This is a genomic window from Nocardia sp. NPDC003979, assembly GCF_053605015.1.
In genome coordinates this window covers 156,043-182,601 of sequence record NZ_JBSGIJ010000001.1, presented here as the reverse complement: position 1 = coordinate 182,601, position 26,559 = coordinate 156,043, and the positions used below count along the sequence as shown (strand labels likewise).

The following is a 26,559-nucleotide window of genomic DNA, read 5'->3' as shown; positions in this document are numbered from 1 at the left end:
GCATTCAGGCCGGCACCGGCTCCAGCCGCCAACCGGAAGCCCGTTCGCGTTCGTTCCAGAACGCGGCGTACCGGCCGTCGAGTGCGAGCAGCTCCGCGTGCGTGCCCTGTTCGACGATGCGGCCGCCGTCGAGGAACAGGATCTGGTCGGCGTGGGCGATGGTCGCCAAGCGGTGCGCGACCACGAGAACGGTTTTGTCCCTTGCCAGTTCGTGGATGCCGCGCACCACGACGGCCTCGCTGTGCGGGTCGAGCGCGCTTGTCGCCTCGTCGAGCAGCACGATCGGGGCGTCCTTGAGCAAGGCGCGGGCGATCGACACCCGCTGACGTTCACCGCCCGAGAGCGACGCGCCACCCTCGCCGACCATGGTGTCGAAGCCGTCGGGCAGCCGGTCGACGATCTCGTCGACCCGCGCGGCGCGGGCGGCCCGCAGCACCTCGTCCTCGCTCGCGTCGGGCTTGCCGATGCGGATGTTGTCGGCCACCGAGCGGTTGAACAGGTAGACGTTCTGGAAGACCAGGGCGAGCTGATCGAGCAGCGTGTTCGAAGGTTGTTCGCGCACATCGTGTTCGCCTACCGAGACCGCGCCGGAATCCACGTCGTAGAAGCGGGCGGCCAGGCGCAGCAGGGTGGTCTTGCCCGAGCCGCTCGGCCCGACGATGGCGGTGGTCGTGCCCGCCGGGACGGTGAAGGTCAGGTCGCTGAGCACGGGTTCGCCGGGGCGGTAGCCGAAGCTCACCTTGTCGAAGACGACGGCGGGCGCACCGGGCGTGACCGGATCGGTCGACATCGGCAGGGTCGGCTCGGCCAGCAGTTCGGTGATGCGGTCGGCGGCCGAGGCGGCCGACCGCAGCGCGGCGCCCAGCTGGGCGGCCTGGTTCACCGGTTCGATGAACCGCGAACTCACCGCGATCAGGGCGATGGCGGCGGCCGCCGAAATGGCCCCGTCGGTCACCTGGACCACCGCGAGGTAGGCGAGTACGAGGAATACCGCCTGCACGAACAGGGCGAACACGATCAGGCCGGGCACCGTGGCCACCATCATCTTCAGCACCGCGCCGCGCTGGCGGACCAGCGCCGCCTCGAGCGCCTTGTTGCCGGTCCCGACCGCGCCGAACGCACGCAGCACCGGCTGGGCCTGCGCGAATTCGACCACCCGCGAATCGGCTTCGGCCGCCGCGTCGTGCAGCCGTGCGTCGGCACCGGTGTAGGCGCGGTTGGCGACCGCGTTGACCAGGTACAGCACCGGCGCGGCCAGCAGCATCGCGACACCGATGCGCCAATCGATGAACAGCATGCCGAGCGCGACGACCACCGGAACGATCACACCGGTGAGCACCTTGGTGAGCAGATAGGCGATCAGGCCCTGCATCTCGCGCACCTGCTCGACCATCACCCGCGAGAGCGGGCCTGCCTCACGGCCTTCGAACCAGCCGAGCGGCAGTTCGTTGAGCTTGTCGCCGAGGCGGGTCTGCAGCCCTCGCTGCATCCCCAGGCCGATGCGCAGGCCGATGACGGCCTGCAGGTATCCGAACACCACCACGCCGACCACGGCCGCGGTCATGCCGAGTGCCCACGTCCACGCGCCGGACAGGTCGTCGCCGAACAGGGACTCGAGCAGTGGGACGAGCAGCAGGTACGCGATGGCCTGGCACACGGCCTGCAGCACGATGGCGGCCAGCAGACGCGGGACAAGCGAGGCGAACTCGTCGGGGACAAGACGGAAAACCTTGCGGATCATCGTGTTTCCTCCACCAGGGCGAGCGTGCCGAGCGCGGCCTCGTTGATGTCCCACAGGCGCTGATACAGCCCGCCCGTGGAGCGCAGTTCGTCGTGGGTGCCCTGCTCGACGAGAGTCCCGTTGTCCAGCACCAGAATCCGGTCGACACCGGTGATGGTGTGCAGGCGGTGCGCGATGACGAGCACGGTGCGGCCCGCCACCAGCGCGGCGAGCGCGTCCTGCACGGCGGCCTCCGACTCGGGGTCGGCGAAGGCTGTCGCCTCGTCGAGGACGAGGACCGGGGTGTCGGCCAGGAGCGCACGGGCGATCGAAAGGCGTTGAGCCTCACCGCCGGACAAGGTTGCGTCGGCACCGATTTCGGAGTCGTATCCGCGCGGCAACGCCGCGATCCGGTCGTGGATCTGGGCGGCGCGGGCGGCCCGTTCGATGGCCGCGTCATCGGCACCGGGTCGGGCGAGCAGGAGATTCTCGCGGATCGAACCGCGGATCAGGCGGACGTCCTGGAACACGAAACCGACCGTGCGATACAGCGCTTCGCTGCTGAACTCGCGGATATCGCGACCGTCGATGGTGATCCGCCCGGCACCGACGTCGTAGAAGCGCGGCAGCAGTTTGGCGAGGGTGGATTTGCCCGAACCGCTCGGGCCGACCAGCGCGGTGATGGTGCCCGGCGTGAGTTCCAGGTCAATGCCGCGCAACACGTTGTGTCCTGTGCGGTAGCCGAATTCGACACCTTCGAAGCGGACAACGCCGCGCTCGACCGGCACGTCACCGGTCGACTCGGCGATCTCGAGTTCCGGAGTCTGGCGCAATTCGTGCAACCGCAGCGCCGCGGCGCCACCGGCCCGCAACGCCTGCGACCCGTAACCGAGACCGAGCAGTGAACTGCCGATACCGAGCCCGACCAGCAGGAAGGGCAGCAGGTCGAGCGGCTCGACCCAGCCCGCGCCGATGAACGTCAGCCCGGCGAGCACGACGACGAGCATCACGAATACCGGCGTGACGACGATGTCGGAAGCTGACTGCACCCGGATGATCGGCATCTTCAACCGGTGCGCGGCATTCACCTGACCGTCGACGGCGGCCTGGAACTCGCTGTGCGCCTTGCCCGCCTGCCCGAACGCGCGCACCACCTGGATGCCGTCGACGAACTCGATGGTTGCCTCGGCCGTGCGCCGCTCCCACCGGGTGTAGACGGCGAGCCGATCGCGACCGTCGCGGTCCATGATCCGGCCGAACAGCAAGAAGTAGGCGATCAGCGGAATCAGCAGCACCAGCGTGAGCCGCCAGTCGACGGTGAACAGGTACCCGAGGGTGACCAGCGGAACCACCAGCGCGCCGACGAACTCGAGCCGCGCGTGCGCGACCAGGTAGTGCAGTGCCTCCACATCGTCGCGCAGATAGGTCTTCACCTCGCCGGAGCTGCGCTCGCCGAACCAGCCGAGCGGCACCCGGGTGAGTTTGGCCGCGAGCAGGCGACGCAGGGTGAGCTGGTAACCGGCGTCGGCCGCGTGCGACCAGGTGAGCGCGACGGCCTGCAGCAGCGCCCGCAGGACGAGCACCGCCACGGCCGCGCCGAACAGCCACCACACCCGGTCGGTGTCGACCGGGCCGGTGAGCAGTTCGCGGCACGCCTCGACGATCAGCAGGAACGGGACCACGCTGCACACCGAAGCCACCGCGACGATCAGGCTCGCCGCCGTGAGCATGCCCGCCACCGGGGCCAGGATGTCCTTGCGCGCCTGCGCTTCTCGTTGCTTCTGCGCTTTCGCGGCCGCCTTGGACGGCCGGTTGCCCGACTCCACCCCCGGCGGCGGCGCCACCTGCACCGTCATACGTTCTGCCCTCTCGACCTGTCCACAGCAAGCTCTGCCGATGTAGGTTAGCCTAAGTTGAGTGGTCGTGGCCGGGTGGGGAAGGTTGCGTGAACTGCCAGTCAACCCCGGCGATATCGCACCGAATCGGGCGTAATTTGCTCCTACCTTGTTATCCATCGACGCGGTGGGAGTACGAAAATGTTTGTCACGTCAATTATTTCGGCAATTGCGGACTGCCGGACCGACCCCGGGAATATGACGCCCGAACAAGCGCATCGGGCCATGCAGATACACCTCGAATGCAGCGTCGACCTGTGCCGGGTGCGGCGGCGTGCGCGCCAGATTCTCGTCGAGGCGAAATTGATGGTCCTGGATCAACGCGCCGGCTGAGGATTGATACCCGAATTTCGGGGCATGCCCCCTTCGTGTTCACTCACCTGCCCCCATCGGCCGCCTGGATACAGCACCAGGCGCGAACCGGTTTCGAAGTGACGTATTTCCGCGACGGTGATCGTGGCGTGCTCGTCGAAGGGTGCGCCACCGGAACCGAGGACGGCGCCGTCTGGGTGATCGACTACCGGCTGCGGCTCGACGGCAGCTGGCACACCCGTTCGGCGCAGATCACCGGACGCTATCCCGACGGCAGGCGCACGCTCACCGTGCAATCCGACGGGCTCGGACGCTGGCAGGTCGACGGCGCCACCGCACCCGAACTGGACGGGTGCCTCGACGTCGACCTCGAGGCATCGGTGTTCACCAACTCGCTCCCGGTGCGCAGGCTGGCACTCGACATCGGCGACTCCGCCGACGCACCCGCGGTCTACATCCGCGCCGCCGACCTGAAGACGGTGCGACTGCCGCAGCACTACCGCCGGGCCACCGACGGCGACGACGGGCCGCGCTTCGACTACACCTCGTCGGATTTCGACTATCGCGCCACTCTGTCCTACGACGATGCGGGGTTGATCGTCGACTACCCGGGTCTGGCCCGGCGCACGGTCTGAACCGGGGGCCTGTGGCGGGGCCGGGTCGTCCGGCGGCGAGACTGTCGGTATGCGACGCAGGCAGCAGCCGCCGCTGCCCAAGCGGCACGGCCTCGACCCGGCCCGGCTCCGGCTCCCGGAGGACGGGCACTGGGCGACCGTGCGCGACCACCTCGTCGAGCGGTTGCCGCGCGTGGACCCCGCGCGCATCGACGAGATGTTGCGCGCGGGCGAGATCGTCGACCTGGACGGGCCGCTCGCGCCCGACGCGCCGTACGTCGCGGGCGGTGCGGTCTGGTTCCATCGTGACCTGCCCGTGGAGCAGGAGGTGCCGTTCGAGATCGGCATCGTGCACCGCGACGACGACATCCTCGTCGTCGACAAACCGCACTTCCTCGCGACCATTCCGCGCGGTCAGCACATCCTGCAGACCGCGCTGGTCCGGTTGCGGCGCGAACTCGACCTGCCCGACCTGATCCCGGCGCACCGCCTCGACCGGGTGACCGCCGGGCTGATCCTGTTCGTGGTGAATCCGGCCGTGCGCGGGGCGTATCAGACGATGTTCGGGCACCGGACCGTGCGCAAGGAATACGAGGCGATCGCGCCCTACGACCCCACCTTGGATCTGCCGAGGGTCGTGCGCAGCCGGATCGTCAAGGAAAAGCATGTGCTGGCCGCGCAGGAGGTGCCCGGAGTGCCCAATGCCGAGACCCACGTGGAGCTCGTCGAGCATCGCGACGGGCTCGGCCGGTACCGATTGCGGCCGCATACCGGGCGCACCCACCAACTCCGGCTGCATATGAACAGCCTCGGCGTGCCGATCCTCGGCGACGATTTCTATCCGGTCGTCACCGACAAATCCGTCGACGACTACACGCGGCCACTGCAATTACTGGCGGCCACCCTCGAATTCACCGACCCGATCAGTCGGGTTCCCCGGCGATTCGAATCGCGTCGAACTCTGCAGGCGTGGCACGATTTGCCCGGTTGGTCCGGATCGGCTGTCGAGTAGCTCACGGACCGTTTCCCTTCTGTAATAAATCCGTACACTCGACCGGGTGCCCGTCTCCGCCGATCCCCGACCCGGACTGCACGCCTATATCGATATCGCCGTCGTGGTGGTCGTGCTCGCCGGAACCAATCTGATCGCACACTTCACCACCGCCTGGGCCAATATCGTCACCGTGCCCGTCGCGGCCTTTCTGCTGCTCGCTCTGATGCGCAAGCGCGGGCTCGGCTGGGCGGAACTCGGGCTGTCCCCCAGGCACTGGCGACGCGGTACCGTCTACGCGCTCGGCGCGGTGGGGATCGTGCTCACGGCTGTCGCGATCGGGGCATTGCTGCCGATCACCAGGCCCTTCTTCCTCGCCGACCGGTACGCGACGATCTCCGGCGCGCTGATCGCGTCGATGATCGTCATCCCGCTGCAGACCGTGATCCCCGAGGAACTCGCCTTCCGCGGCGTCCTGCACGGCACCCTCGACCGGGTGCTCGGGGTACGCGGCCTGTTCGCGGCGGGCTCGCTGCTCTTCGGCCTCTGGCACATCGCCTCCTCCCTCGGCCTCACCGCGAGCAACACCGGCCTATCGGGCATCGTCGGCGGCGGCCTCGCGGGCCAGGTCATCGGCATCACCCTCGCCGTCGCCGCCACCGCTGCCGCGGGCGTCGTCTTCACCTGGCTGCGCCGCCGCAGCGGCAGCCTCCTCGCCCCCATCGCCCTGCACTGGTCCCTCAACGGAGCAGGCGCACTCGCCGCAGCCCTCGTCTGGCACACCGCACTGGCCTAGCATCGGTCCGGTGAAACGTGTGCTTGTCGGATTGGTAGTCGCGGTGACCGGCGGGGCGGCCGGGATCGGGCGGGAGATCGCCCGGGAACTCGGGGCCGCAGGGGCCTTGGTGTGTATCGGAGACCTGTCCGGTGACGCCGCTCGGGCGGCGGCGGCCGAGTTGCCGGGGACGGTGCACGGGTGCGAGCTCGATGTGACCTCGGAGCGGTCGTTCCACGACTTCCTCGCCGTCACCGAGGCGCTGCTCGGGCCGGTCGACGTGCTGGTCAACAATGCCGGGGTGATGTGGGTCGGGGCGTTCGACGACGAACCCGACAGTGCCACCGCGCGGATGCTCGCGGTGAATCTGCACGGGGTGATCCGGGGTGTGCGGCTGGCGGCGCCCGCCATGCGCGCACGGGGGCGGGGACATATCGTCACCATCGCCTCGGTGGCATCGAAGGTGTCACCCGCCGGGGAGGCGACCTACGCGGCGACCAAACACGGCGTGCTCGGGTACCTGACGGGTGTGCGGGAGGAATTGCGCGGCAGCGGTGTGCGGTTGAGCGCGATCATGCCGGGGGTTGTCGACACCGAACTCGCGAAGGGCACGTCCACCGGTGCGGCGGCGCTGTTGCAACCCGTCGACGTGGCACGGGCCGTTGTCGAGGTGATCCAGCGGCCACGGTTCGAGGTGACGGTGCCGGGATCGCTCGGGCCGATGCTGCGATGGGCCGGAGTGCTTCCACAGTGGGCCCGAGATCTGATACTGCGGCGGACCGTTCCGAATCAGCTTGCGGCCGTTAGCGGTTCGTCCGCACGAGCCACTTACGAAAAGCGTCTACTCGACGACGATTCCGGGGCCTGAGCGCCTTCTCCGCTCCGATTCCACACCATGATCGTTGACCCGGGAACGGTCGGCGTTTACGCTCTCTGCAATCACACATATGTTCGATAGTCCATATGTTCGAGTGACGCGGAAGGCGCGAGATGTCCGACGATCGGTCGATCGACCCTGCCGATACCGAGATCACGGCCCTCGCCAAGCAGGTTGCCACCGCCAGGGGCAAGCTGCCGCTACAGCACGACACGGCGCTCTACGACGCCCTCTCGGAAGCGGAGATCCGCGCCGAACGCGAACTCGCCGAATGGATCCGGGCCCAGCGCCGTAAACAGCGGCGTCGCGCTGTCGCCGACGAACTCGCCGCCGACAAACGTGACCGTCGCACCGGCGCTTTGATCCGGCGCACCGACGAGGCCGACGCCCGCTGGCACCGCAAAGCCCTGGCCGCGCGCCGCCGCGTGTCGAGTGCCGACGCGCGGCTCGCGCAGCTCTACCGGCGCGCCGAGTGGTCCTCGCGCGCGCTGATCGGTGTGGTGCTGCTCGGCATGGTGTGGGCCGGGGTCAATGTGCAGCACAACCTCGTGCCGAGCGGGGACATGAGCGACCCGCTGTACTGGCTCAGTTTCGGCATCGAGGCGATGATCTCCATCCCGATCATCGTCATCATGATCGCCGCGACCACCGCCGCCCGCTGGGGGCGTGAACTCGAACGCGGCAAGGTCATCGTGTTCGAACTCGCCCTCCTCGGCACCACCGTCGCCCTCAACGCCGGGCCCCACCTGGCCTCCGGTGCATGGGGGCGGGCGGCCGAGTTCTCCATCGCGCCGGTGATGGTCGGTGTCGTGATCTGGTTGCACGCCTGGGTTTCGGCGCGGTACGCGATGTTGATCGAGGGTGCCTCGGTCGAGCTGCCGGGGAGCTACTCCCCCTCCGAAAGGATGGACACTGCTGTCGCCCAGCCGAACTCGCTGTCGACGATCGGCAACGAACCACGCCTGGTCGATACCGCGACACTCCGTACAGCGCAGACAGCTGCTGCCGGTGCGGCAAGGCCCGTGGATTCCGACCGGACCGAGCCGGTCGCGGTGGTCGCCGGCGAGGATGCCGTCATCGACAACCGCACCGAACACGGTGTGCGCACACTCCACGGCGCCCGAGATGGCGACAGCCAACGGCTCGGCGATGCAACGCTTCGTGACGGCGCTCCTCTGGGGCACGAAGCCCGGCTCGACAACAAGACCCCACTCGGCAGCGAAGCCCGGCTCCACGGATACGCCGAACTCGACAACGAATCCGCGCTCGAAGCCGACGTACCGCTCAGTGCCTACGCCCGGCGCGACAGCAAGGCCCAGCGCGACGATGCCCAGCCCCACAGCGACGCACAGCTCGGCCGCGCCAACTCGCTTGCCGGTGGAGCCACGCCCGGCAACAACACCTCACGCGATGACGAAGCCCCGCAGGTCGGCGACACCAGCGATGAAGCTCAGCACGACGGCAGCACTCTGCGTAGCGACAGCGACACGACCGATGCGGGTACCGGCGCGGACAACAATATTCCGGTGACCGCCCACCGCCCCGTCGTCCGCCGCACGAGCGCCGAAAAGCTCACCGCCCCCGGCACCCTCGAACTCATCCACCGGGCCGCCGCCGACCACCGGCGCAACGGCCATGCCGACACCAACGGCGCCACCCCTTCGTTGCGGCGAATACCTGTCACCGCCGCCGCCCAGCCCACTCCCGGCGAAGCGACCGGCACCGACCCCGTTCCCGAGGCGACGGCGCACGCCGGCACCGTCGCCCGTGACCACAACGGCGACACGTCTGCCCCCACTCCGGTGGTAGCGCAACACATTTCACCGGCCCCCGCCGACGAACCCGAACAGCTCACCCTCGCCACGGAACCTGCCGAGCAACTACTGCTGGAGCCCGAACCCGCCCGGGTCGCCAAGCCCGTCGCATCGCCCACCGCAGTCACCGAGCCCGTCGCACCGGTCACCGAGATCACCGAGCCGATTGCGTCGGCCACCGCAGTGACCGAGCCCACGGCACCGGCCACCCCGGTCACCGAGACCGTCGCGACGGCCACCTCGTCCACCCGCAAATCCGGGTCGACCGCACGGGTCGAACCGTCGGCCCGAACATCTGAGCCGGTCGCACCGACCGAGACGTCCGAAGACCCCGGGCCGGTCGCACTGCCAACTGACACCGCAAATGCCGACGAACCGCTCACCGCGCAGGAAGCCGCCCCGGAGGACGACCTCCTCGACGACCACCCTGTCGACGAGTTCGACTACGACGACACCGAGGTCCGTGCCCTCGCCCGCCGCATCGCCACCCACAGCCCCCTGCGCCTGACCCTCGAACAAATCGAGGAAATCCTCGAACTCACCGACCAGTCCTGGTCAGCCCGCAGCATCGGCGCGGAAGTAGGCGTCCCCGGCAAAACCGTCACCAACGTCGTCGAATTCGCCCGAAAGATCCGCCACCCCTACGCCTTCACCGGTTGAGGCCGGCGATTCTTTCGGACCAAGAGTCCAAGCTCCGCGCGAGCTCTGCGTCCGGCGCCAGGCCCACCCCGCGGGCAACAACGACACTCTCAGGCAGCCGAGGTAGCTCACGCAAGCCGCCGCATCAGCACGGCGTGCTCGTCCATGATCGAGTAGACCACCGCACCGAACGCCTCGTGCCGAGCGGCGTACATGCGAATTGCCTCTTGCGCCAAATCCTGCTCGCTCAGTCCGAGACACTCGGCCAGCTCGGTCAGGCGCCGGTCATCATCGCCGTCGAGATGCAGTGTTATGGCCATTCCGCATGATATCCGGCAATATCACCTAGCCCGCGACACCACGAAGGCCCGCCTCCCAGAGGGAAACGGGCCTTCGTGGCAACGATCTCGATGGATCGAGGAGGGACCTTACTTGGCCTTCTCCAGGACCTCGACCAGACGCCAGCGCTTGGTGGCCGACAGCGGACGGGTCTCCATCAGCTGAACGCGGTCGCCGACGCCGGCGATCTCGTTCTCGTCATGCGCCTTCACCTTGGAGGTGGTGCGAATGATCTTGCCGTAGAGCGGGTGCCGGTGACGGTCTTCCAGCTCGACGACGATCGTCTTGTTCATCTTGTCCGAGACGACGTAGCCGCTACGAACCTTGCGGCTGCCGCGCTCTTCCTTCTTCTCGCTCATGCCGCATCTCCCTTGCCCGCGGGCGCCGTGGCCAGGCCGAGCTCGCGCTCACGCATGACCGTGTAAATGCGCGCGATCTCGTGGCGGACGACGCGCAGACGACGGTTGTTGTCGAGCTGACCCGTCGCCATCTGGAAGCGCAGGTTGAACAGCTCTTCCTTCGACTCGCGCAGTTTGGCCACGAGCTCTTCTTCGTTGAGCTCGCGGAGCTCTGCGGCCGGTGTTCCGGTAGCCATCAGAACTGCTCCTCCCTGGTCACGATCCTGCACTTCATGGGGAGCTTGTGCATCGCGCGGCGCAGGGCCTCGCGAGCGGTCTCCTCGTTGGGGTAAGACATCTCGAACATGACCCGACCGGGCTTCACGTTCGCGACCCACCACTCCGGCGAACCCTTACCGGAACCCATGCGGGTCTCGGCAGGCTTCTTGGTGAGCGGGCGGTCGGGGTAGATGTTGATCCAGATCTTGCCGCCACGCTTGATGTGGCGGGTCATCGCGATACGCGCCGACTCGATCTGACGGTTGGTGACGTAGGCAGGCTCGAGAGCCTGGATGCCGTAGTCACCGAACGCCACCGCGGTGCCGCCCTTGGACATGCCGGAGCGACTGGGGTGGTGCTGCTTGCGGTGCTTGACCCTACGGGGCATCAGCATGCGTCAGCCCTCCTTGTTCTCTGCCGGAGCCTCCGCCACTGCGGTGGCGGCGCGACCGACCTCGGTGCTGGTCGCGGTGGTGCCAGTGGCGCCGGACCGACGGGGGCGGCTCGGACGCTCGCGACGCTGGCGGTCCGGAGCAGCGGCAGCGGCAGCGGTCACCTCACGACGACCACCGACGATGTCACCCTTGTAGATCCAGACCTTCACGCCGATGCGACCGAAGGTGGTCTTGGCCTCGTAGAGGCCGTAGTCGATGTCCGCGCGCAGCGTGTGCAGCGGGACGCGACCTTCACGGTAGAACTCCGAGCGCGACATTTCGGCGCCACCGAGGCGGCCCGAGCACTGCACACGGATGCCCTTGACGTTCGGCGAACGCATGGCCGACTGGATGGCCTTACGCATCGCGCGACGGAACGCCACACGGTTGGACAGCTGCTCGGCGACACCCTGAGCAACCAGCTGCGCATCCGACTCGGGGTTCTTGACCTCGAGGATGTTCAGCTGAACCTGCTTCTTGGTGAGCTTCTCCAGCTCGGCGCGGATGCGGTCGGCCTCCGCGCCACGGCGACCGATCACGATGCCGGGACGCGCGGTGTGGATATCCACACGGACGCGATCACGGGTGCGCTCGATCTCGACCTTCGAGATACCGGCCCGCTCCATGCCAGTGGCGAGGAGCTTGCGGATCTGAACGTCTTCCTTCACGTATTCCGCGTACTGCTTGTCCGCGTACCAACGCGACTTCCAGTCGGTGGTGATACCGAGGCGGAAGCCATGGGGGTTGATTTTCTGTCCCATTTACTTTGCCCCTCCCTTCCGGCGGCTACGAGTGGCAGCGCCGGCAGTGGGCACGCTCTCGACCTCGATGGTGATGTGGCTGGTGCGCTTGCGAATCCGGAACGCGCGGCCCTGGGCCCGCGGCTGGAAACGCTTCATGGTGGCACCCTCGTCGACGAACGCAGTCGAGATGACCAGGGTGGCCGGGTTGAGGCCGAGGTTGTTCTCGGCGTTCGCCGCGGCCGAAGCCACGACCTTGGCCACCGGCTCGCTGGCGGCCTGCGGGGCGAACCGCAGGATGGCCAGCGCGTCCTCGACACGCTTGCCGCGGACCATGTCCACGACGCGACGCGCCTTCATCGGGGTGACCCGCACATGCTTAGCGGTAGCGCGGGCAGTCGGGTTCTGAACCGTTTCGGTGTTGGTTTCAGTCATCGCCGCTTGCTCTTCCGGTCGTCCTTGACGTGGCTCTTGAACGTCCTGGTCGGCGCGAACTCACCGAGCTTGTGGCCGACCATGTTGTCCGAGACGAACACCGGGACGTGCTTGCGACCGTCGTGGACGGCGAAAGTGTGGCCGATGAAATCGGGGATGATGGTCGAGCGACGCGACCAGGTCTTGATGACCTGCTTGGTGCCCTTTTCGTTCTGGACGTCCACCTTCTTCAGGAGGTGGTCGTCGACGAACGGGCCCTTCTTGAGGCTGCGTGGCATTTCTTACCTCCTCCTTTAGCGCTTCTTGCCGGTCTTGCGGCGGCGGACGATGAGCTTGTCGCTCGGGCGGTTGGGCTTGCGGGTACGGCCCTCAGGCTGGCCCCACGGGGAGACCGGGTGGCGACCACCGGAGGTCTTACCCTCACCACCACCGTGCGGGTGGTCGACCGGGTTCATGACGACACCACGGACGGTAGGACGACGGCCCTTCCAGCGCATACGGCCGGCCTTGCCCCAGTTGATGTTCGACTGCTCGGCGTTGCCGACCTCGCCGACGGTGGCGCGGCAGCGCACGTCGACACGGCGGATTTCACCCGACGGCATACGAAGGGTCGCGTACGGCCCTTCCTTGCCCAGCAGCTGGATGCTCATGCCTGCGGCACGGGCCATCTTGGCGCCACCGCCCGGACGCAGCTCCACGTTGTGGATCGTGGTACCGGTCGGGATGTTGCGCAGCGGCAGGTTGTTACCCGGCTTGATGTCGGCCGTCGGGCCGGACTCGATCGGGCTGCCCTGCTTGATGCCCTTCGGCGCGATGATGTAGCGCTTCTCGCCATCAGCAAAATGCAGGAGTGCAATATTCGCGGTGCGGTTGGGGTCGTACTCGATGTGCGCGACCTTGGCCGGGATGCCGTCCTTGTCCAGTCGACGGAAGTCGATGACACGGTAGGCACGCTTGTGACCGCCACCGCGGTGACGCGTGGTGATGCGACCGTGCGCGTTACGACCACCGGACTTGGTGAGCGGGCGCAGCAGCGACTTCTCCGGCGTCGACCGGGTGATCTCGGCGAAGTCCGAGACACTCGAGCCACGACGGCCCGGTGTAGTCGGCTTGTATTTACGGATTGCCATGAGTTCTTCTCTGCTTTCTGGATCGCCAGCCGCTTACGCGACCGGGCCTCCGAAGATCTCGATGGGCTTGCTGTCGGCCGAGATGGTCACGAGCGCGCGCTTGGTGTCCTTGCGCTTGCCGTAACCGAAGCGGGTCCGCTTGCGCTTGCCCTGACGGTTGGCGGTGTTGACGCTGGTGACCTTGACACCGAAGACCTTCTCGACGGCGATCTTGATCTGCGTCTTGTTCGAATCCGGGTGCACCAGGAAGGTGTAGGTACCTTCCTCGATCAGTCCGTAGGACTTCTCCGAGATGACCGGTGCGAGCAGGATGTCGCGGGGGTCGGCGATGGTGCTCACTTGCTCTCCTCCTGGGCCGCCTCGGCGGGACCGTGAACGAACGCGTTCAGGGCCTCGACGCTGAACACCAGTTCGTCGCTGTTGAGGACGTCATAGGTGTTGAGCTGATCCGGGGCGATCGGCAGCACGTTCTGCAGGTTCGCCACGCTCTTCCACGCGGCGACGTCCTCGCGACCGACGACGACGAGGAACTTCTTGCGGTCCGACAGCTCGGACAGGAAGCTCTTCGCGGCCTTGGTCGACGGGGTCTGACCCGAGACCAGTTCGGTGATCACGTGGATGCGCTCGTTGCGGGCCCGGTCGGACAGGGCACCGCGCAGGGCGGCGGCCTTCATCTTCTTGGGGGTCCGCTGGCTGTAGTCACGCGGCTGCGGGCCGTGGACGGTGCCACCGCCGGCGAACTGCGGCGCACGGGTCGAACCCTGGCGGGCGCGGCCGGTGCCCTTCTGGCGGTAAGGCTTCTTGCCACCACCGGAGACCTGGCCACGAGTCTTCGTGGCGTGGGTGCCCTGGCGAGCGGCGGCCAGCTGCGCGATGACGACCTGGTGCATCAGCGCGACGTTGGCGGTCACGTCGAAGATCTCCGCGGGGAGGTCGACGGTGCCTTCGGTCTTGCCGCCTGCAGCCTTAACGGTCAGCGTCAGGTTGGCCTTCTTCTCGAGGCTGGTCATGCGTGCGCACCACCCTTCACGGCGCTCTTGACGATCACGACGTTGCCCTTGCGGCCGGGGATGGCACCCTTGACCAGGAGCAGGCCGTTCTCGGCGTCGACCTTGTGAACCGACAGGTTCTGCGTGGTCACGCGGTCGTTACCCATACGGCCCGACATGCGCATGCCCTTGAACACGCGGCCGGGAGTGGCACAGCCACCGATGGAACCCGGGCGACGGTGCACAGCCTGCGCACCGTGCGAGGCGCCCTGGCCCTTGAAGCCGTGACGCTTCATGGTGCCTGCGAAGCCCTTGCCCTTGCTGATTCCGGTCACGTCGACGTAGGTGCCCTCTTCGAAGACGTCGGCGGAAAGCTCCTGGCCGACCTCGAAGGTGGAGGCATCCGCGACGCGGATCTCGGTGACGTGGCGGCGCGGGGTGACACCGGCCTTGGCGAACTGGCCGGAAACCGGCTTGTTCACCTTGCGCGGGTCGATGGCGCCGAAAGCGATCTGGACGGCCGAGTAGCCGTCGCGCTCCACGGTGCGGATCTGGGTGACCACGTTCGGGCCCGCCTTGATGACGGTGACCGGGACGACGCGGTTCTTCTCGTCGAAGACCTGGGTCATGCCGAGCTTGGTGCCCAGGATGCCGGCTGCGGGCCGGTTCTTGTTGTCAGTCATATCTCGAGTCCCCGTCACTGAATGTTGACGTCGACGCTGGCCGGCAGGTCGATGCGCATGAGCGCGTCGACCGTCTTCGGCGTCGGGTCGAGGATGTCGATGAGGCGCTTGTGCGTACGCATCTCGAAGTGTTCGCGCGAGTCCTTGTACTTGTGCGGCGAACGGATGACGCAGTACACGTTCTTCTCGGTGGGCAACGGCACAGGCCCGACCACACGGGCGCCGGTGCGGGTCACCGTCTCCACGATCTTGCGCGCAGACGCATCGATCGCCTCGTGGTCATAGGCCTTGAGCCTGATGCGGATCTTTTGTCCCGCCACGCTAAGTGTCCTTTTCTCCGCTTTCCTTCGTGGTCACAGGAGCAAGCTCCCGCACCACCCTCATTTGCACAGCCCGAACACACGTGAGGTTTCGAGATCGCCACCGGGCACCGCCCAGTCCTCGCCGCTGTTCATCTGTCATGGTTCTCCGGTCCACGCGGTCGGGCGTGTCGCCCTTTTTGCTACAACGTGGTCCCGAACGTATCCACACCGGCGAACCGGTGGGATACACAACTGCTGCCTGCCCTGCTCGACCCGTCGGCCCCGAAGGGCGACGATCCTGCGCAAGGCAACCCGAACAGTATGCACCATGCCGACAAGGCTCTTCAAATCGGGGGGCATGAGGCATCGGTCACTGATCGGACTGTGCTCGACCATGGTAGCTGGCGGGTCACCGGCGCTGGTCAGGTGGGCTTCCCCCGTATCTTACTTTTGAGTAAGATACGGGGATGGCACAGGAAACCGCGACGTACCGCGGCTGGAAGAAGCTGCCCGACAATCGCATCGGGCACGCGCTGTTCTCACTCGGGATGGTGGCCCGGGTCCCCTACTTCGGCACGGTGCTGCCGCAAGTGGTGCGGCTCGAGCCGGGCCTGTGCGAGGTGACTTCGCCGAAATGGTTCGGCATCCACAATCATCTCGGCACCTTCCACGCCATCGCCGCGTGCAATCTGGCCGAGGTGGCGATGGGCATGCTGAGCGAGGCGACGGTGCCGACCAGCCATCGCTGGATCCCCAAGGCCATGAATGTGCAGTACCTGGCGAAGGCCGAGTCGGGGTTGCGCGCGGTGGCGAAGCTGGCCGAGATCCCCGATTTCGCGGCGATCACCGAGGGGCGCGAGCTGACGGTGCCGGTGTCGATCTTCGACAAGGACGGCGTCGAGGTGGTGCACGCCGAGATCACCACCTGGGTCACGCCCCGGTAATCCGTTGGGCCGGTACGGTTGTGAGCACGGCTACAGACGGGGAGATTCGATGCTGGAAGTCGCGCATGTGGTCCGCCGGTTCGGCGACAAGGTCGCGGTCGACGACGTGTCGTTCACGGTGGCGCCGGGGGTGCTCACCGGGTTCGTCGGCGGAAACGGGGCGGGCAAGACCACGACCATGCGGATGATCATGGGCGTGCTCGCCGTGCAGTCCGGCGAGGTCCGCTGGGACGGGCGGCCGGTGACGGCCCTGGATCGCCGCTCCTTCGGGTACATGCCGGAGGAACGCGGGCTCTACCCCAAGCAACCGGTGCTCGACCAGCTCGTCTACCTCGCACGCTTGCGTGCTGTGCCCGCCGAGGAGGCCAAGACCCGTGCGCTCGGCCTGCTCGACCGGTTCGGGTTGGCCGACCGGGCCAAGGACAAGCTCGAGTCGCTGTCGCTCGGCAATCAGCAGCGGGTGCAGATCGCGGCCGCGGTGATCGCGGAGCCGTCGGCACTGATTCTCGACGAACCGTTCTCCGGGCTGGACCCGCTGGCCGTCGACTCGATGGTGGAGTTGTTGCGGGAGTACGCGGCGAAGGGTGTGCCGGTGCTGTTCTCCTCGCATCAACTCGATCTGGTCGAGCGGTTGTGCGACCGGCTCGTCATTCTGTCCTCGGGGCGGGTGGTCGGGCAGGGGTCGGTCGACGAGCTCCGCTCCGCCGGCGGGTTGCGATATCGGCTCGTCGTCGACGGTGACGCGGAGTGGTTACGGACCCATCCCGGGATTCGATCCGCTGAAATAGACGGTGGGCGTGCGGTTTTCGAAGCGTCGGAGACCGATGCCATCTTGAAAGAGGCGTTGTCGCGTGGATCGGTGCGTGAGTTCACCGAGGTCAGGCCGACCGTTGCCGAGATCTACCGGGAGGTGACGGCGTGATGCGGCCGGAGTCAGCGGATCGCGTGATCGCGGCGTGCCGAGGAGGTGCCGCGTGAGCGGGGTGTGGCGGATCGTTTCCGCGCGCGAGATCGTGGTGAAGCTGCGGGATCGCAATTTCGTGATCTCGACGGTGGTGACCATCGTGGCGATCATCGCCTCGGTGGCGGTGAGCGGATTCCTCGGCAGCAGGCCCGACAAGGTCGATGTCGCGATCACCGGCACGGCCGGCGTAGTGGTGCTCGACCGGGCGAACGAGCTGGGGGCCGAGAGAGACGTCAGCTTCACGGGTCATGCCGTGGCCGACCGTGCAGGTGTCGAACAGCAGGTTCGCGACGGCGCGGTCGATGTCGGCCTGGTCGCCGGCGAGCCCGACGGCTGGCAGCTGATCGGCAAGACCGCCGAGAACGACGACGCGACCACCTACATCACCGCCGCCGCCCAGCAATTGGCCTTGCAGCGCAATGCCGCCGCTGCCGGGGTCACCATGGACGAACTCGCCCAGGGCGCCGATGTGGATTACACGCTGCTGGAGAAGAACGCCATCGATCCGGGTCTGGCCAAGATCGTCGCGTTCGTCTTCGCGTTCCTGTTCTATCTGGCGTCACTGCTGTTCGGGATGTCGATCGCGCAGAGTGTGATCGAGGAGAAGCAGAACCGCATCGTCGAGATCCTGGCGAGCGCGATCCCGTTACGGCAGTTGCTGATCGGCAAGGTGGTCGGTAACGCGGTGCTGGCGTTCGGACAGCTCGTGCTGTTCGTCGTGGCCGGGCTCGGCGGGTTGGTCTTCCTCGGCAAGGCCGACCAGCTCGCCCGGATCGCCGGTGCCGCAGGGTGGTTCATCGTGTTCTTCGTGGTCGGCTTCCTCGCCCTGGCCAGCCTGTGGGCGGTAGCCGGCTCCCTGTCGACGCGCAGCGAGGACCTGCAGTCCACCTCCACTCCCCTGTCGACGCTCATCATGATCGTGCTGTTCGCGGGCATCTTCCTCTCCGGAACCGCCCGCGTCATCGCCTCCTACGTCCCCATCACCTCGATCATCGCCATGCCGAGCCGTCTGGCCGAAGGCACCGCCGCCTGGTGGGAACCCCTGATCGCCCTGGCCCTGATGGCCGCCGCCACCTACGCCATCGTCATCGTGGCCGAAAAGATCTACCGCCGCTCCCTCATGCAAACCCAGGGCCGCCTTACCCTCCGCCAGGCCCTCGCCCTCGAGGACTGACACCGGGACACCGGTCACGTCTCCTTGCGCCCGGGTGTGGGGTGTGGATTGAATGCGGGGGTGAGTGTGCGGGAGTTCGATATTTGCGTGGTCGGGTTGGGGCCGGCTGGGCGGGGGTTGGCGCATCGGGCTGCTGTGGCCGGGTTGCGGGTGGCGGCGGTGGATCCGCGGCCGGAGCGGTTGTTTCCGCCGACGTTCTCGTGCTGGGTGGACGAGTTGCCGGGCTGGTTGCCCGAGAGTGCTGTCGCGCAGCGGATCGCGGCGCCGGTGGTGTGGACCAAGACCGAGCATCGGATCGAGCGGGCCTACTGTGTGCTGTCGAAGGCGGGGTTGCACGCGGCGCTCGCGCTCGACGACGCGACGGTGTTCGCGCAGCGGGCCGGGCGGGTGGACCAGCACGAGGTGGAGCTGGCCGACGGGACGGTGATCTCGGCGGGCACGGTGTTCGACACCCGTGGGCTGCCGACGCTCGGCAAGCGGCGGGCGGCGTCGGCACACGGAATCTTCGTCGATGCCGCGACCGCGGCGCCGATGGTCGGTGACGGCGAGGGCCTGCTGCTGGACTGGCGACCGGAGAACGGTGCGGGCCCGGACGAACCGCCGTCGTTCCTGTACGCGGTGCCGCTCGGCGACGGAACCGTCATCTTCGAAGAGACGAGCCTTGGCCTGCGCGGCGGCATGCCCCAGCACGAACTGCGCAAGCGGACGGTGAATCGTCTTGCCGCCCACGGCATTCGGCTCACCGGCGACGAACCGCACGAGGCCGCCCACTACCCGCTCGACCAGCCGCCACCGAAGAAGGGCGCCGCGGCGGCGATCCCGTTCGGTTCCCGCGGCGGCATGATGCACCCGTGCACCGGCTACAGCGTGGCCGATTCCCTCGCCCTCATCGACACCGCCGTCTCGGCCGTGCAACAGGGCACCGACCCCGTCGAGGCGCTGTGGCCGTGGCAGGCGCGAGCGGTGTACTGGATGCGGATGCGCGGCCTGTGGGGCCTGGGCCGACTCACCACCGACCAGTCGATCGCCATGTTCGATGCGTTCTTCACCGAATCCGAACGCGGCCAGCGCGCGCTGCTGTCGGCCCACGACGACTACACCGCCCTCGGCGCGGTGCTGTTCAACACCGTCGCCCACACCTGGCCGTTCCGCTGGCGCTACGACCTGGTCGGCTGGACCAACCGCAACCGCTGGGTCGACTACCCGTTCGCGGAACCGGCATGAGAAAGGCCGCGCCGTTGCAACGGCGCGGCCTTCCACAGAACTACGCGGTCTCGGCGGCCTTCTTGTAGCCGCGGATGGCCGGATAGGCGAACACCGCGATCATCCCCACCGTCCACAGGACCGTCTTGAGCAGCGGGTCCGCGACGGGACCGCCGTAGGACAGCCCCTTCATCGCGTCGATCGCGCAGCTCATCGGCTGGTTCGCGACCACGGTCTGCAACCAGGTGGGGTAGGCGATGATCGGGACGAAGCCGGTGTTGAAGAACATCAGCAGGGTGTTGAGGATGCCGATCAGGCTGATGAGCATCACGCCCTCGGTGATGGTCGCCAGCGCCGTCACCATCACCGCGAAGCCGAGCCCGAAGAGGATCGGAACACAGACCAGGGCGACGTTGGTGAGCGGGTCCTCCATGAACAGGAAGCCCAGCGGTACGGCGACGAACAGCACGATCACCGTGGTGATGAGAATGCGCAGCGCCTCCGCCAGCAGCCGCCCGGTGAGCAGCGACGCCTTGTTCAGCGGCATCGTGTAGAAGCGGCTGAGCAGACCCGAGGCCTTCTCGCGCTTGAAGCCGAGGGCGCTGACCACCGCACCGGTCATCGCCGCGACGAGCGTGAGCAGCGCGGCCTGGCCGTAGATGCTCGGTGTGCCGGTCGCGGCGGTGATGGAGTCACCGAGGACGATGCGGAACATCAGCAGCGTCACGGCCGGGTAGGCGATGGTCTGGATGGTGGTCGACGGGTCGCGCAACCACACCATCAGCAGTCGTTTGGTCTGGATGAGGCTGTGGCTGAACCACACCGACACCGAGCTCTCCGGCTTGGCGTGCACCACCGGCAGCTGGGCCGCCGTTTCCGTTGTCGTCATGATCGCCTCACACTCGCCCACACCGCCAGTGGGAGGAATACAACTGCCGCGACGCCGAGCCACACCAGCGACACCCAGGTACCCGCCCACGACAGCTGGCCCGCGGCCATGTCGCTGAGCGTCTGCGCGAACTGCGAGATCGGCTGGTTGCGGGCGAACCCGCGCGCCCAGGTGGGGAAACTGCTCTCGGGCACGAAGCCGGTCGACATCATGCCGAAGATCAGGATCGGCAGCGTGAGTGCCTGGCTGAGCGCCTCGGGGTTCTTGGTGAGGCTGCCCAGCGCGTCGGCACCGAGGGTGAGCACAACGCCGACCGCCAGCGCGAACCCGCAGAACGCCAGTGCCTGCACCACGCCGCCGGTGAACCGGAATCCGATCAGGTAGCCGTAGCCGACGGTCGCGACCAGCGAGACCAGCGAACGGACCAGACCGGCGCAGATCCGCGACATCAGCGGAACCAGCGACCCGATCGGCATGGTCTGCAGCCGGGTACTCAACCCGGTGAGCGCCTCGAACGCCGCGAGCTGGGCATTCGACATCATGGTCATCGCCATGGTCTGCAGCACGATGATGGGCATCACGTACTGCGCGTAGTCGATGCCCTGCACCTTCATCACGTAGCGCAGCGGCAGGTAGAACGCGACGGTCACCACCAGCGGGGTGAGCACGGCGACGATCAGTTCGCCCTTGGTCGCCATGGTCCGCACGATGCGACCGGTCAGCGCGCGCCACTGCGCGAAACTGCTCTGGTGCACCGCGGGTAGGTCGGCGAAGAGCCCCTTCGCCGCGGGGGTGGACACGCTCACTAGTGGCCGCCCGAATGACCGGTGATCGACAGGAACACGTCGTCGAGGGAGGGGCGGCGCAGGGCGATGTCGGCCAGTTCGATGCCCGCGTTGTCGAGCCTGCGCAGCGCCTCGGCGAGGGTGGCCGCGCCGTCGGGCGCGGGGATGGACAGCTTGTCGGCGCCCGCGATCTCGGCGGCGACGGCGGCCGGGACCAGGTCACCGAGGGCCTGCACGGCGGCCGCGATGCGGCTGAGGTCGAGCGGGATGATCTCGCAGTAGCTGCCGCCGGTCTTGGCCTTGAGCTGGTCGGCGGTGCCCTCGGCGATGACGGTGCCCTTGTCGATGACGATGATGTTGTCGCTGAGCACGTCGGCTTCTTCGAGGTACTGCGTGGTGAGCAGCACCGTGATGCCCTGGTTCTTCAGCGCCGTCACCAGGTCCCACACGCCCTGGCGGCTGCGCGGGTCGAGCCCGGTGGTCGGTTCGTCGAGGAACACCACCTCGGGGCGGACCACCAGCCCGCAGGCGATGTCGACGCGGCGACGCATACCGCCCGAGTAGTTGCGCACGGCCCTTTTACCGGCGCTGACCAGGTCGAATTCCTCGAGCAGCACCTCGGCGCGCTTGCGGGCGGCCGACTTGGTCAGGCCCATCAGGCGACCGAACAGTTCGAGGTTCTCGCGCCCGGTGAGGTTCTCGTCGAGCGCGGCGTACTGGCCGGTCATCATGATCGAGCGGCGCACGCCCGCGGCGTCGGTGAGCACGTCGTGCCCGGCGACGACGGCGGTGCCGGAGTCGGGGCGCAGCAGCGTGGACAGGATTTTGACCGTGGTGGTCTTGCCCGCGCCGTTGGGGCCGAGGATCCCGAGCACGCTGGCCTTCTCGGCCTGGAAACTGATGCCCTGCAGCGCGTGCACGTCGCCGAAGGATTTGCGCACGTCGGAAACGAGCACCGCGGGCTCACCGCCGTGCGACGCGACGCCACCCACGGGCGAATCCACTGAGATAGAACTCGGCATCAACTCTCCACCATCGGCCGCGGCGGCGCCGATCGAACGGGTGCGCGCCACGGAATTTTTCTTCCCGGTAAGTGATCCATACCGTTCGGCGCGATGTTACCGGTCCGGGGATTTTCCGGGTCGGTACTCCGGCAGGCCCGGGGAGATTCGGTCCGATTCCTTGTCGCCGCGACGACACGCCCATACCCTGGCATCCGGGTAGAGGGAGGTGACCATGGCCGAATCGGCCGCCGCATTGCCGGGCCGTACCGATCTGCTGATGTCGTTCGATCCGCGCACCGGCGAACAACTCGCGCAATATCCGGTGCAGGGCGGCGCCGAGGTCACGCGCGCGGTCCGCACCGCGAGGGCGACACAGAACTGGTGGGGGGAACTGGATTTCGGTGAACGCCGCAGCCTGCTGCTGGATTGGCGCAGCCATATCGCCAGGCGCAGTGGCGAATTGGTCGAGATCCTGCGCAACGAGACGGGTAAACCGGAGGCCGATGCCGCGCTCGAGGTGATGCTCGCGGTGGAGAATCTGGATTGGGCCGCCCGCAACGCCGAACGCGCACTGGGCCGCAAACGATTGCGTTCGGGCTGGTTCACCCGCAATCAATACGCGTCGGTGGGTTATCTGCCGCTCGGTGTGATCGGCGTGCTCGGTGCGTGGAACAACCCCGTGTTCACGCCGATGGGTTCCATCGCCTACGCCATGGCCGCCGGGAACACGGTCGTGTTCAAACCGCACGAGATCACCACCGGCGTCGGACTGTGGCTGGCAGCGAGCTGGTCGCGCGTGGTACCCGACTATCCGGTGCTGCAGGCCGTGACGGGCGACGCGCGCACCGCGACCGCGCTGTGCGGTGCGGAGGTGGACAAGATCGCTTACGCCGGTCCCGAGGCCGGTGGTCGCGAGGTGATCGCGCAGTGTGCGCGCTCGCTCACGCCGGTGGTCGTCGAGCACAGCGGCAAGGGCAGCATGATCGTGCACGTCGACGCCGCGCTCGACGAAGCCGCCGAGGCCGCCGTGTTCGGGGCCATGGCCAATTCCGGTCAGAACGCCTCGGGCATCCAGCGCTGCTATGTCGCCGACTCGGTCTTCGACGATTTCCTCGCCCGCGTCGCCGACCGGGCCGCCAGGCTGCGGCCGGGCGCCGACAACCGCGCCGCCTACGGGCCGATGATCAATGCCGATCAGGTCGACGTGGTGCGCTCTCAGGTGCGCGATGCCATCGCCCGCGGCGGGCATGCCGTGCTCGGCGGACTCGACTCCTTCCGCGACCCGTATGTGGAGCCGATCGTGCTCGCCGAGGTGCCGGAGGAGAGCATCGCGATCACCGGCGAGGGCATCGGCCCGGTGCTGGTGGTGAACCGGGTGTCGGATCTGGCCGACGCGGTGACCCGGGTGAACGCGGCGGGCAACGGCATCGCCGTCACCGTGTTCACCCGCGATATCGTCAGCGCCGAGTTCATCGCCGCCCAGCTGAAAGTCGGTGTGGTGACGGTGAATTCGTCGACCGCGTTCACCGGTATCCCGGCCCTGCCGTTCGGCGGGGTCGGCGAATACGGGCAGGGGCACAGCCACGGTCAGCAAGGTCTGCAGGAATTCAGCCGGACGATGTCGATCGCGCGCAGGCGTTTCCGCGCGCCGGTGCGCCTGTCGACGTTCGATCGCAGGCCGGGACATCTGCGCCTGGCCAAGGCGGCGTTCCGGTTACGCCACGGGCGCTGACTGCCCGCCGAGCAGCACCGCACCGGTGAGCGCGCCGAGCCGGGCGAGCTGCTCGGGCCGGGAGTCGAAGCGCAGCAGCCTGCCCACGTCGATGATCTGACCGATCGCGGCGTGCACCCGGAACCGCGCCTCGATCGGGTCGCCGTCGAGCAGGTTGGCCCATTCGAGGATGTTCTGGCGCTGGATCGCGCGCAGCCGATGCTGTTCGGCCTGGGGCAGATTGCTGAATTCGGCGTAGTACACCGGCATGATCTCCGGCGTCGCGAAGGTGAGGCGGGCGTGCTCGTCGGCGATGCGACGGGCGGCGTCGGCGCGGTCGTTCGACTGCGCGAGCGCCTCGCTGATCCCCACGGCGAGGCGGTCGCCCGCACGGTGGAAGGCAGCGGCGAGCAGGTCGGCTTTGCTGTCGAAGTGGCGGTACACGCTGGAGGCGTTGATGCCGACGGCGGCGCCGATCTCCTCGATACCCGACTCGTGGTAGCCGTTGCGGCCGAAGATGCGGATCGCCTCGGTGAGCAGCTGTTCACGTTTCGATGTCACCGGCAGCCCGCGATTCTGCTTGTCCGGCTCGGCCGGCGCCGGTGCGGGCGGCAGGTCGGCGCGCACGATGGACCAGGCCATGTCGAGCTGCAGGGCGAGCATGCGCGAATGCGAGAGTGTGGTGCGGTGCGCGGCGATGCTCGCCAGGGCGCTGAGTGCGCCGACGGCGAGCAGCGTGATGTCCTCGGGGCTCGCGTCGGGTCGCAGTTCCGCGATGGGCGTGGCGACCATCGCCTCGAGTTCCCGGTAGAACGCGCGGATACGGACACGGTCCTCACGCTCGAGGTAACGACGTTCCCAGCGGTACAGACCGGCTTCGCGCCGGATGTCGATATTGTGCTCGGCCACGGCGGTGAGCAGCGCGTCGAGGCGGTCGTGCGGGCTCAGCGCCGGGTCATCGGCCGCTTTCGCCACATCGCGCAGCCCACGCGCGCCCTCTTCGGCGGCGGCGACGAGCAGTGCGTATTTGTTGGCGAAATGCCGGTAGAGCGCGGGGCCGGAGATGCCGACCTCGGCCGCGATCTCGTCGACGCCGACCGGGTAGTAGCCGCGCGCGCTGAACGCCCTGGCGGCGGCGCGCATGATCTGCATCTTGCGGTCCTTCGGCCTGCGGCGGACCACCTTGGCCTGCGCGGTCGCCTGCTCGGGGCCGCGGTGGGACTCCCTGCGATCGGCGACCATGTACGTTGCTCACTTCCCGTTGCGCGAACCGTCGTCGACGGCTCGGCGCCGTCCGGCAACGGCGCTGGACCAGTCAACCTAAGTTAACCACAATTCGCAAACGGCGTGACGAAGTCGGGCAAACGTGAACCGTCCCGCTCGCGGCGGTGCGAGCGGGACGGTTCGGGTGGAATCGCGGGGAGCTTAGAGGCCGAGACCCCGGGCCAGCGTCGGCCACGACAGCTTCAGCTCGTCCTGCCAGTAGCCCCACGAGTGGGTGCCGTTGGGACGGAAATTGAAGGTGGCCGGGATGTTCAGCTCTTTCAGCCGGTTGGCCAGGTTGTTGGTGCAGTAGTTGGTGCCCGCCTCGATGATGCCGCCGATGACGATCTGGTTGGCCAGACCGTAGGCACCGGGCAGCGCGTAGGGGCCGTTGAGGGTGTCGTACGGTCCGGGCAGGCCGTTGCCGGTGGAGACGTAGAGTTCCACGCCGCGCAGGCCTTCGGCGTTCACGTACGGGTCGTTCTTGACCCATTCCTCCGAGCCCTGCGGACCCCACATGTTCATGGTGTCGCCGCCGCCCCAGGTCTCGACGGTGAGCTTCACGAATTCCGAACCGACCGGGTCGGAGGTCTGCGCGCAACCGCTGTAGGCCGCGGCCGCCTTGTACAGGCCGGGCTTGGCGATCGGCAGCGCGAGGACGGTGGTGCCGGAGGTCGACAGACCCGCGATGGCGTTCACACCATTGGTGCCGAGCGCGCCGTCGACGAGCGGGGGCAGTTCCTCGGTGAAGAAGGTCTTCCACTTGTTGCGGCCGACGACCGGGTCGTCCTTGATCCAGTCGGTGTAGTAGCTCCAGGAGCCACCGATCGGCTGGATCACGTTGACGTTCTTGTCCGACAGGAATTCCAGCGCGTCGGTCTTGGCGACCCAGGACGCCGAATCCTCGCCGCCGCCCGCACCGTTGAGCAGGTACAGGGTGGGGCGCGGGACCGAGGCGTCGGCGGGCCGCTGCACGTCGACGATGATGTTCTGGTCCATGGCCGCCGAGTACACGTGCAACCGCAGGCTGCGCGAATCCTTCACCTCGGCCTTGACGATCTTGGAACCGTCCTCGGAGACCGGGTTGGCGAGCAGGCTCTTGGAATCGATGATCGGGTCGGCCGAAGCCGGTGCGATGCCGAGGCCGGACAACAGTCCGGCGGCCACTGCCGTTGCCGCGATCATCGCCGCGGCTCGGAGGCCACGACGCCGGGTGTGCCGACGGATCACTTTCGCACCTTCGCTTCGTCTCGAATTCCGACTCGGTCCGCACCCGGTTTCCCGGGGCGTAGTTGCACCACGGCAGAACCTTACGG

Annotated in this window: 30 protein-coding genes; 11 read left to right on the top strand and 19 right to left on the bottom strand. The window is 67.6% G+C overall.

Annotated features, from left to right (window positions below):
• Positions 1 to 4: 4 nt before the first annotated feature.
• Complete coding sequence (locus ACWEVR_RS00730; RefSeq protein WP_452465276.1) at positions 5 to 1,741, bottom strand: ABC transporter ATP-binding protein; 1,737 nt, start codon at positions 1,739 to 1,741, stop codon at positions 5 to 7.
• The gene (locus ACWEVR_RS00725; protein WP_452465275.1) at positions 1,738 to 3,576 is read right to left on the bottom strand and encodes an ABC transporter ATP-binding protein; all 1,839 of its coding nucleotides are present in this window, start codon (positions 3,574 to 3,576) and stop codon (positions 1,738 to 1,740) included. Before ACWEVR_RS00725 ends, ACWEVR_RS00730 begins: the two co-directional genes overlap by 4 nt.
• Before the next feature lie 180 nt (positions 3,577 to 3,756).
• Between ACWEVR_RS00725 and ACWEVR_RS00720 the strand changes: the two genes are divergently transcribed.
• The 6 genes from ACWEVR_RS00720 (at position 3,757) to ACWEVR_RS00695 (ending at position 9,658) form a co-directional block, all read left to right on the top strand.
• Positions 3,757 to 3,948: a hypothetical protein gene (locus ACWEVR_RS00720; protein ID WP_067491136.1), complete on the top strand. Its 192-nt coding sequence runs from the start codon at positions 3,757 to 3,759 to the stop codon at positions 3,946 to 3,948.
• Between the two features lie 35 nt (positions 3,949 to 3,983).
• Positions 3,984 to 4,562 (top strand): putative glycolipid-binding domain-containing protein, encoded by a 579-nt coding sequence (locus ACWEVR_RS00715; protein ID WP_452465274.1) that lies wholly within the window; start codon positions 3,984 to 3,986, stop codon positions 4,560 to 4,562.
• A gap of 49 nt (positions 4,563 to 4,611) precedes the next feature.
• Positions 4,612 to 5,553 carry an RluA family pseudouridine synthase gene (locus ACWEVR_RS00710; protein ID WP_452465273.1) on the top strand — a complete coding sequence of 314 codons (942 nt, stop codon included), beginning with the start codon at positions 4,612 to 4,614 and terminating at the stop codon, positions 5,551 to 5,553.
• 46 nt (positions 5,554 to 5,599) lie between these two features.
• Positions 5,600 to 6,328, top strand: coding sequence for a CPBP family intramembrane glutamic endopeptidase (locus ACWEVR_RS00705; RefSeq protein ID WP_133733959.1), 729 nt, complete (start codon positions 5,600 to 5,602; stop codon positions 6,326 to 6,328).
• 10 nt (positions 6,329 to 6,338) lie between these two features.
• Complete coding sequence (locus tag ACWEVR_RS00700) at positions 6,339 to 7,175, top strand: SDR family oxidoreductase (RefSeq protein WP_452465272.1); 837 nt, start codon at positions 6,339 to 6,341, stop codon at positions 7,173 to 7,175.
• Between the two features lie 122 nt (positions 7,176 to 7,297).
• The gene (locus ACWEVR_RS00695; RefSeq protein ID WP_452465271.1) at positions 7,298 to 9,658 is read left to right on the top strand and encodes a hypothetical protein; all 2,361 of its coding nucleotides are present in this window, start codon (positions 7,298 to 7,300) and stop codon (positions 9,656 to 9,658) included.
• 107 nt (positions 9,659 to 9,765) lie between these two features.
• Here ACWEVR_RS00695 and ACWEVR_RS00690 read toward each other — a convergent pair whose 3' ends face one another.
• The 12 genes from ACWEVR_RS00690 to rpsJ form a co-directional block, all read right to left on the bottom strand.
• Positions 9,766 to 9,957, bottom strand: coding sequence for a hypothetical protein (locus ACWEVR_RS00690; RefSeq protein ID WP_452465270.1), 192 nt, complete (start codon positions 9,955 to 9,957; stop codon positions 9,766 to 9,768).
• A gap of 108 nt (positions 9,958 to 10,065) precedes the next feature.
• The gene (gene rpsQ, locus ACWEVR_RS00685) at positions 10,066 to 10,335 is read right to left on the bottom strand and encodes a 30S ribosomal protein S17 (protein WP_067491145.1); all 270 of its coding nucleotides are present in this window, start codon (positions 10,333 to 10,335) and stop codon (positions 10,066 to 10,068) included.
• Complete coding sequence (gene rpmC, locus ACWEVR_RS00680) at positions 10,332 to 10,571, bottom strand: 50S ribosomal protein L29 (protein WP_019045024.1); 240 nt, start codon at positions 10,569 to 10,571, stop codon at positions 10,332 to 10,334. Before rpmC ends, rpsQ begins: the two co-directional genes overlap by 4 nt.
• A complete protein-coding gene (rplP, locus tag ACWEVR_RS00675) occupies positions 10,571 to 10,987 on the bottom strand; it encodes a 50S ribosomal protein L16 (RefSeq protein WP_067491147.1) in 417 nt (138 codons plus the stop codon). The genes rpmC and rplP overlap by 1 nt, the downstream gene beginning before the upstream one ends.
• Positions 10,988 to 10,990: 3 nt before the next feature.
• Positions 10,991 to 11,788, bottom strand: a complete 798-nt coding sequence (rpsC, locus tag ACWEVR_RS00670) for a 30S ribosomal protein S3 (RefSeq protein WP_067491148.1) — start codon at positions 11,786 to 11,788, stop codon at positions 10,991 to 10,993.
• Positions 11,789 to 12,202 (bottom strand): 50S ribosomal protein L22, encoded by a 414-nt coding sequence (gene rplV, locus ACWEVR_RS00665; protein ID WP_067491149.1) that lies wholly within the window; start codon positions 12,200 to 12,202, stop codon positions 11,789 to 11,791. It abuts the gene before it with no gap.
• Positions 12,199 to 12,480 (bottom strand): 30S ribosomal protein S19, encoded by a 282-nt coding sequence (gene rpsS / locus ACWEVR_RS00660; RefSeq protein WP_067491151.1) that lies wholly within the window; start codon positions 12,478 to 12,480, stop codon positions 12,199 to 12,201. Before rpsS ends, rplV begins: the two co-directional genes overlap by 4 nt.
• A gap of 15 nt (positions 12,481 to 12,495) precedes the next feature.
• Positions 12,496 to 13,332: a 50S ribosomal protein L2 gene (gene rplB, locus ACWEVR_RS00655; RefSeq protein WP_067491152.1), complete on the bottom strand. Its 837-nt coding sequence runs from the start codon at positions 13,330 to 13,332 to the stop codon at positions 12,496 to 12,498.
• A 33-nt stretch (positions 13,333 to 13,365) separates the two neighbouring features.
• Positions 13,366 to 13,671: a 50S ribosomal protein L23 gene (gene rplW / locus ACWEVR_RS00650; protein ID WP_019045018.1), complete on the bottom strand. Its 306-nt coding sequence runs from the start codon at positions 13,669 to 13,671 to the stop codon at positions 13,366 to 13,368.
• Positions 13,668 to 14,342 carry a 50S ribosomal protein L4 gene (gene rplD, locus ACWEVR_RS00645; protein WP_067491153.1) on the bottom strand — a complete coding sequence of 225 codons (675 nt, stop codon included), beginning with the start codon at positions 14,340 to 14,342 and terminating at the stop codon, positions 13,668 to 13,670. Before rplD ends, rplW begins: the two co-directional genes overlap by 4 nt.
• Positions 14,339 to 15,004: a 50S ribosomal protein L3 gene (gene rplC, locus ACWEVR_RS00640; protein ID WP_067491154.1), complete on the bottom strand. Its 666-nt coding sequence runs from the start codon at positions 15,002 to 15,004 to the stop codon at positions 14,339 to 14,341. Before rplC ends, rplD begins: the two co-directional genes overlap by 4 nt.
• 14 nt (positions 15,005 to 15,018) lie before the next feature.
• Positions 15,019 to 15,324, bottom strand: a complete 306-nt coding sequence (rpsJ, locus tag ACWEVR_RS00635) for a 30S ribosomal protein S10 (RefSeq protein WP_003938093.1) — start codon at positions 15,322 to 15,324, stop codon at positions 15,019 to 15,021.
• A 449-nt stretch (positions 15,325 to 15,773) separates the two neighbouring features.
• Here rpsJ and ACWEVR_RS00630 point away from each other — a divergent pair, with 449 nt between their 5' ends.
• From ACWEVR_RS00630 to ACWEVR_RS00615, 4 genes are read left to right on the top strand one after another with little or no spacing between them, the layout of a single operon-like run.
• Positions 15,774 to 16,250 carry a hotdog fold domain-containing protein gene (locus ACWEVR_RS00630; protein WP_452465269.1) on the top strand — a complete coding sequence of 159 codons (477 nt, stop codon included), beginning with the start codon at positions 15,774 to 15,776 and terminating at the stop codon, positions 16,248 to 16,250.
• A 49-nt stretch (positions 16,251 to 16,299) separates the two neighbouring features.
• On the top strand, positions 16,300 to 17,172 hold the full coding sequence (locus ACWEVR_RS00625) for an ABC transporter ATP-binding protein (RefSeq protein ID WP_452465268.1): 873 nt from the start codon (positions 16,300 to 16,302) through the stop codon (positions 17,170 to 17,172).
• A 52-nt stretch (positions 17,173 to 17,224) separates the two neighbouring features.
• A complete protein-coding gene (locus ACWEVR_RS00620; RefSeq protein WP_452465267.1) occupies positions 17,225 to 18,388 on the top strand; it encodes an ABC transporter permease in 1,164 nt (387 codons plus the stop codon).
• Positions 18,389 to 18,448: 60 nt separating this feature from the next.
• The gene (locus ACWEVR_RS00615; protein WP_452465266.1) at positions 18,449 to 19,612 is read left to right on the top strand and encodes a lycopene cyclase family protein; all 1,164 of its coding nucleotides are present in this window, start codon (positions 18,449 to 18,451) and stop codon (positions 19,610 to 19,612) included.
• A gap of 40 nt (positions 19,613 to 19,652) precedes the next feature.
• Here ACWEVR_RS00615 and ACWEVR_RS00610 read toward each other — a convergent pair whose 3' ends face one another.
• From ACWEVR_RS00610 to ACWEVR_RS00600, 3 genes are read right to left on the bottom strand one after another with little or no spacing between them, the layout of a single operon-like run.
• Positions 19,653 to 20,480, bottom strand: a complete 828-nt coding sequence (locus ACWEVR_RS00610; protein WP_452465265.1) for an ABC transporter permease — start codon at positions 20,478 to 20,480, stop codon at positions 19,653 to 19,655.
• Complete coding sequence (locus ACWEVR_RS00605; RefSeq protein ID WP_452465264.1) at positions 20,477 to 21,280, bottom strand: ABC transporter permease; 804 nt, start codon at positions 21,278 to 21,280, stop codon at positions 20,477 to 20,479. The genes ACWEVR_RS00610 and ACWEVR_RS00605 overlap by 4 nt, the downstream gene beginning before the upstream one ends.
• A gap of 5 nt (positions 21,281 to 21,285) precedes the next feature.
• Positions 21,286 to 22,287: a daunorubicin/doxorubicin resistance ABC transporter ATP-binding protein DrrA gene (locus tag ACWEVR_RS00600; RefSeq protein ID WP_067491227.1), complete on the bottom strand. Its 1,002-nt coding sequence runs from the start codon at positions 22,285 to 22,287 to the stop codon at positions 21,286 to 21,288.
• 214 nt (positions 22,288 to 22,501) lie between these two features.
• Here ACWEVR_RS00600 and ACWEVR_RS00595 point away from each other — a divergent pair, with 214 nt between their 5' ends.
• Positions 22,502 to 24,001 (top strand): aldehyde dehydrogenase family protein, encoded by a 1,500-nt coding sequence (locus ACWEVR_RS00595; protein ID WP_452465263.1) that lies wholly within the window; start codon positions 22,502 to 22,504, stop codon positions 23,999 to 24,001.
• Here the strand turns inward: ACWEVR_RS00595 and ACWEVR_RS00590 are convergent.
• Both ACWEVR_RS00590 and ACWEVR_RS00585 read right to left on the bottom strand, forming a co-directional pair.
• Positions 23,984 to 25,222, bottom strand: coding sequence for a TetR/AcrR family transcriptional regulator (locus ACWEVR_RS00590; RefSeq protein ID WP_452465262.1), 1,239 nt, complete (start codon positions 25,220 to 25,222; stop codon positions 23,984 to 23,986). The genes ACWEVR_RS00595 and ACWEVR_RS00590 overlap by 18 nt on opposite strands.
• A gap of 183 nt (positions 25,223 to 25,405) precedes the next feature.
• The gene (locus ACWEVR_RS00585; RefSeq protein WP_067491167.1) at positions 25,406 to 26,428 is read right to left on the bottom strand and encodes an alpha/beta hydrolase; all 1,023 of its coding nucleotides are present in this window, start codon (positions 26,426 to 26,428) and stop codon (positions 25,406 to 25,408) included.
• Positions 26,429 to 26,559: the final 131 nt, after the last annotated feature.

What these genes read in the sequence shown, in the direction of transcription:
- ACWEVR_RS00730 (WP_452465276.1), bottom strand. Translation starts at nt 1,741, where the DNA reads ATGATCCGCAAGGTTTTCCGTCTTGTCCCCGACGAGTTCGCCTCGCTT.
- ACWEVR_RS00725 (WP_452465275.1), bottom strand. Translation starts at nt 3,576, where the DNA reads ATGACGGTGCAGGTGGCGCCGCCGCCGGGGGTGGAGTCGGGCAACCGG.
- ACWEVR_RS00720 (WP_067491136.1), top strand. Translation starts at nt 3,757, where the DNA reads ATGTTTGTCACGTCAATTATTTCGGCAATTGCGGACTGCCGGACCGAC.
- ACWEVR_RS00710 (WP_452465273.1), top strand. Translation starts at nt 4,612, where the DNA reads ATGCGACGCAGGCAGCAGCCGCCGCTGCCCAAGCGGCACGGCCTCGAC.
- ACWEVR_RS00695 (WP_452465271.1), top strand. Translation starts at nt 7,298, where the DNA reads ATGTCCGACGATCGGTCGATCGACCCTGCCGATACCGAGATCACGGCC.
- ACWEVR_RS00690 (WP_452465270.1), bottom strand. Translation starts at nt 9,957, where the DNA reads ATGGCCATAACACTGCATCTCGACGGCGATGATGACCGGCGCCTGACC.
- rpsQ (WP_067491145.1), bottom strand. Translation starts at nt 10,335, where the DNA reads ATGAGCGAGAAGAAGGAAGAGCGCGGCAGCCGCAAGGTTCGTAGCGGC.
- rpmC (WP_019045024.1), bottom strand. Translation starts at nt 10,571, where the DNA reads ATGGCTACCGGAACACCGGCCGCAGAGCTCCGCGAGCTCAACGAAGAA.
- rplP (WP_067491147.1), bottom strand. Translation starts at nt 10,987, where the DNA reads ATGCTGATGCCCCGTAGGGTCAAGCACCGCAAGCAGCACCACCCCAGT.
- rpsC (WP_067491148.1), bottom strand. Translation starts at nt 11,788, where the DNA reads ATGGGACAGAAAATCAACCCCCATGGCTTCCGCCTCGGTATCACCACC.
- rplV (WP_067491149.1), bottom strand. Translation starts at nt 12,202, where the DNA reads ATGACTGAAACCAACACCGAAACGGTTCAGAACCCGACTGCCCGCGCT.
- rpsS (WP_067491151.1), bottom strand. Translation starts at nt 12,480, where the DNA reads ATGCCACGCAGCCTCAAGAAGGGCCCGTTCGTCGACGACCACCTCCTG.
- rplB (WP_067491152.1), bottom strand. Translation starts at nt 13,332, where the DNA reads ATGGCAATCCGTAAATACAAGCCGACTACACCGGGCCGTCGTGGCTCG.
- rplD (WP_067491153.1), bottom strand. Translation starts at nt 14,342, where the DNA reads ATGACCAGCCTCGAGAAGAAGGCCAACCTGACGCTGACCGTTAAGGCT.
- rplC (WP_067491154.1), bottom strand. Translation starts at nt 15,004, where the DNA reads ATGACTGACAACAAGAACCGGCCCGCAGCCGGCATCCTGGGCACCAAG.
- ACWEVR_RS00630 (WP_452465269.1), top strand. Translation starts at nt 15,774, where the DNA reads ATGGCACAGGAAACCGCGACGTACCGCGGCTGGAAGAAGCTGCCCGAC.
- ACWEVR_RS00625 (WP_452465268.1), top strand. Translation starts at nt 16,300, where the DNA reads ATGCTGGAAGTCGCGCATGTGGTCCGCCGGTTCGGCGACAAGGTCGCG.
- ACWEVR_RS00610 (WP_452465265.1), bottom strand. Translation starts at nt 20,480, where the DNA reads ATGACGACAACGGAAACGGCGGCCCAGCTGCCGGTGGTGCACGCCAAG.
- ACWEVR_RS00600 (WP_067491227.1), bottom strand. Translation starts at nt 22,287, where the DNA reads ATGCCGAGTTCTATCTCAGTGGATTCGCCCGTGGGTGGCGTCGCGTCG.
- ACWEVR_RS00595 (WP_452465263.1), top strand. Translation starts at nt 22,502, where the DNA reads ATGGCCGAATCGGCCGCCGCATTGCCGGGCCGTACCGATCTGCTGATG.
- ACWEVR_RS00590 (WP_452465262.1), bottom strand. Translation starts at nt 25,222, where the DNA reads ATGGTCGCCGATCGCAGGGAGTCCCACCGCGGCCCCGAGCAGGCGACC.
- ACWEVR_RS00585 (WP_067491167.1), bottom strand. Translation starts at nt 26,428, where the DNA reads ATGATCGCGGCAACGGCAGTGGCCGCCGGACTGTTGTCCGGCCTCGGC.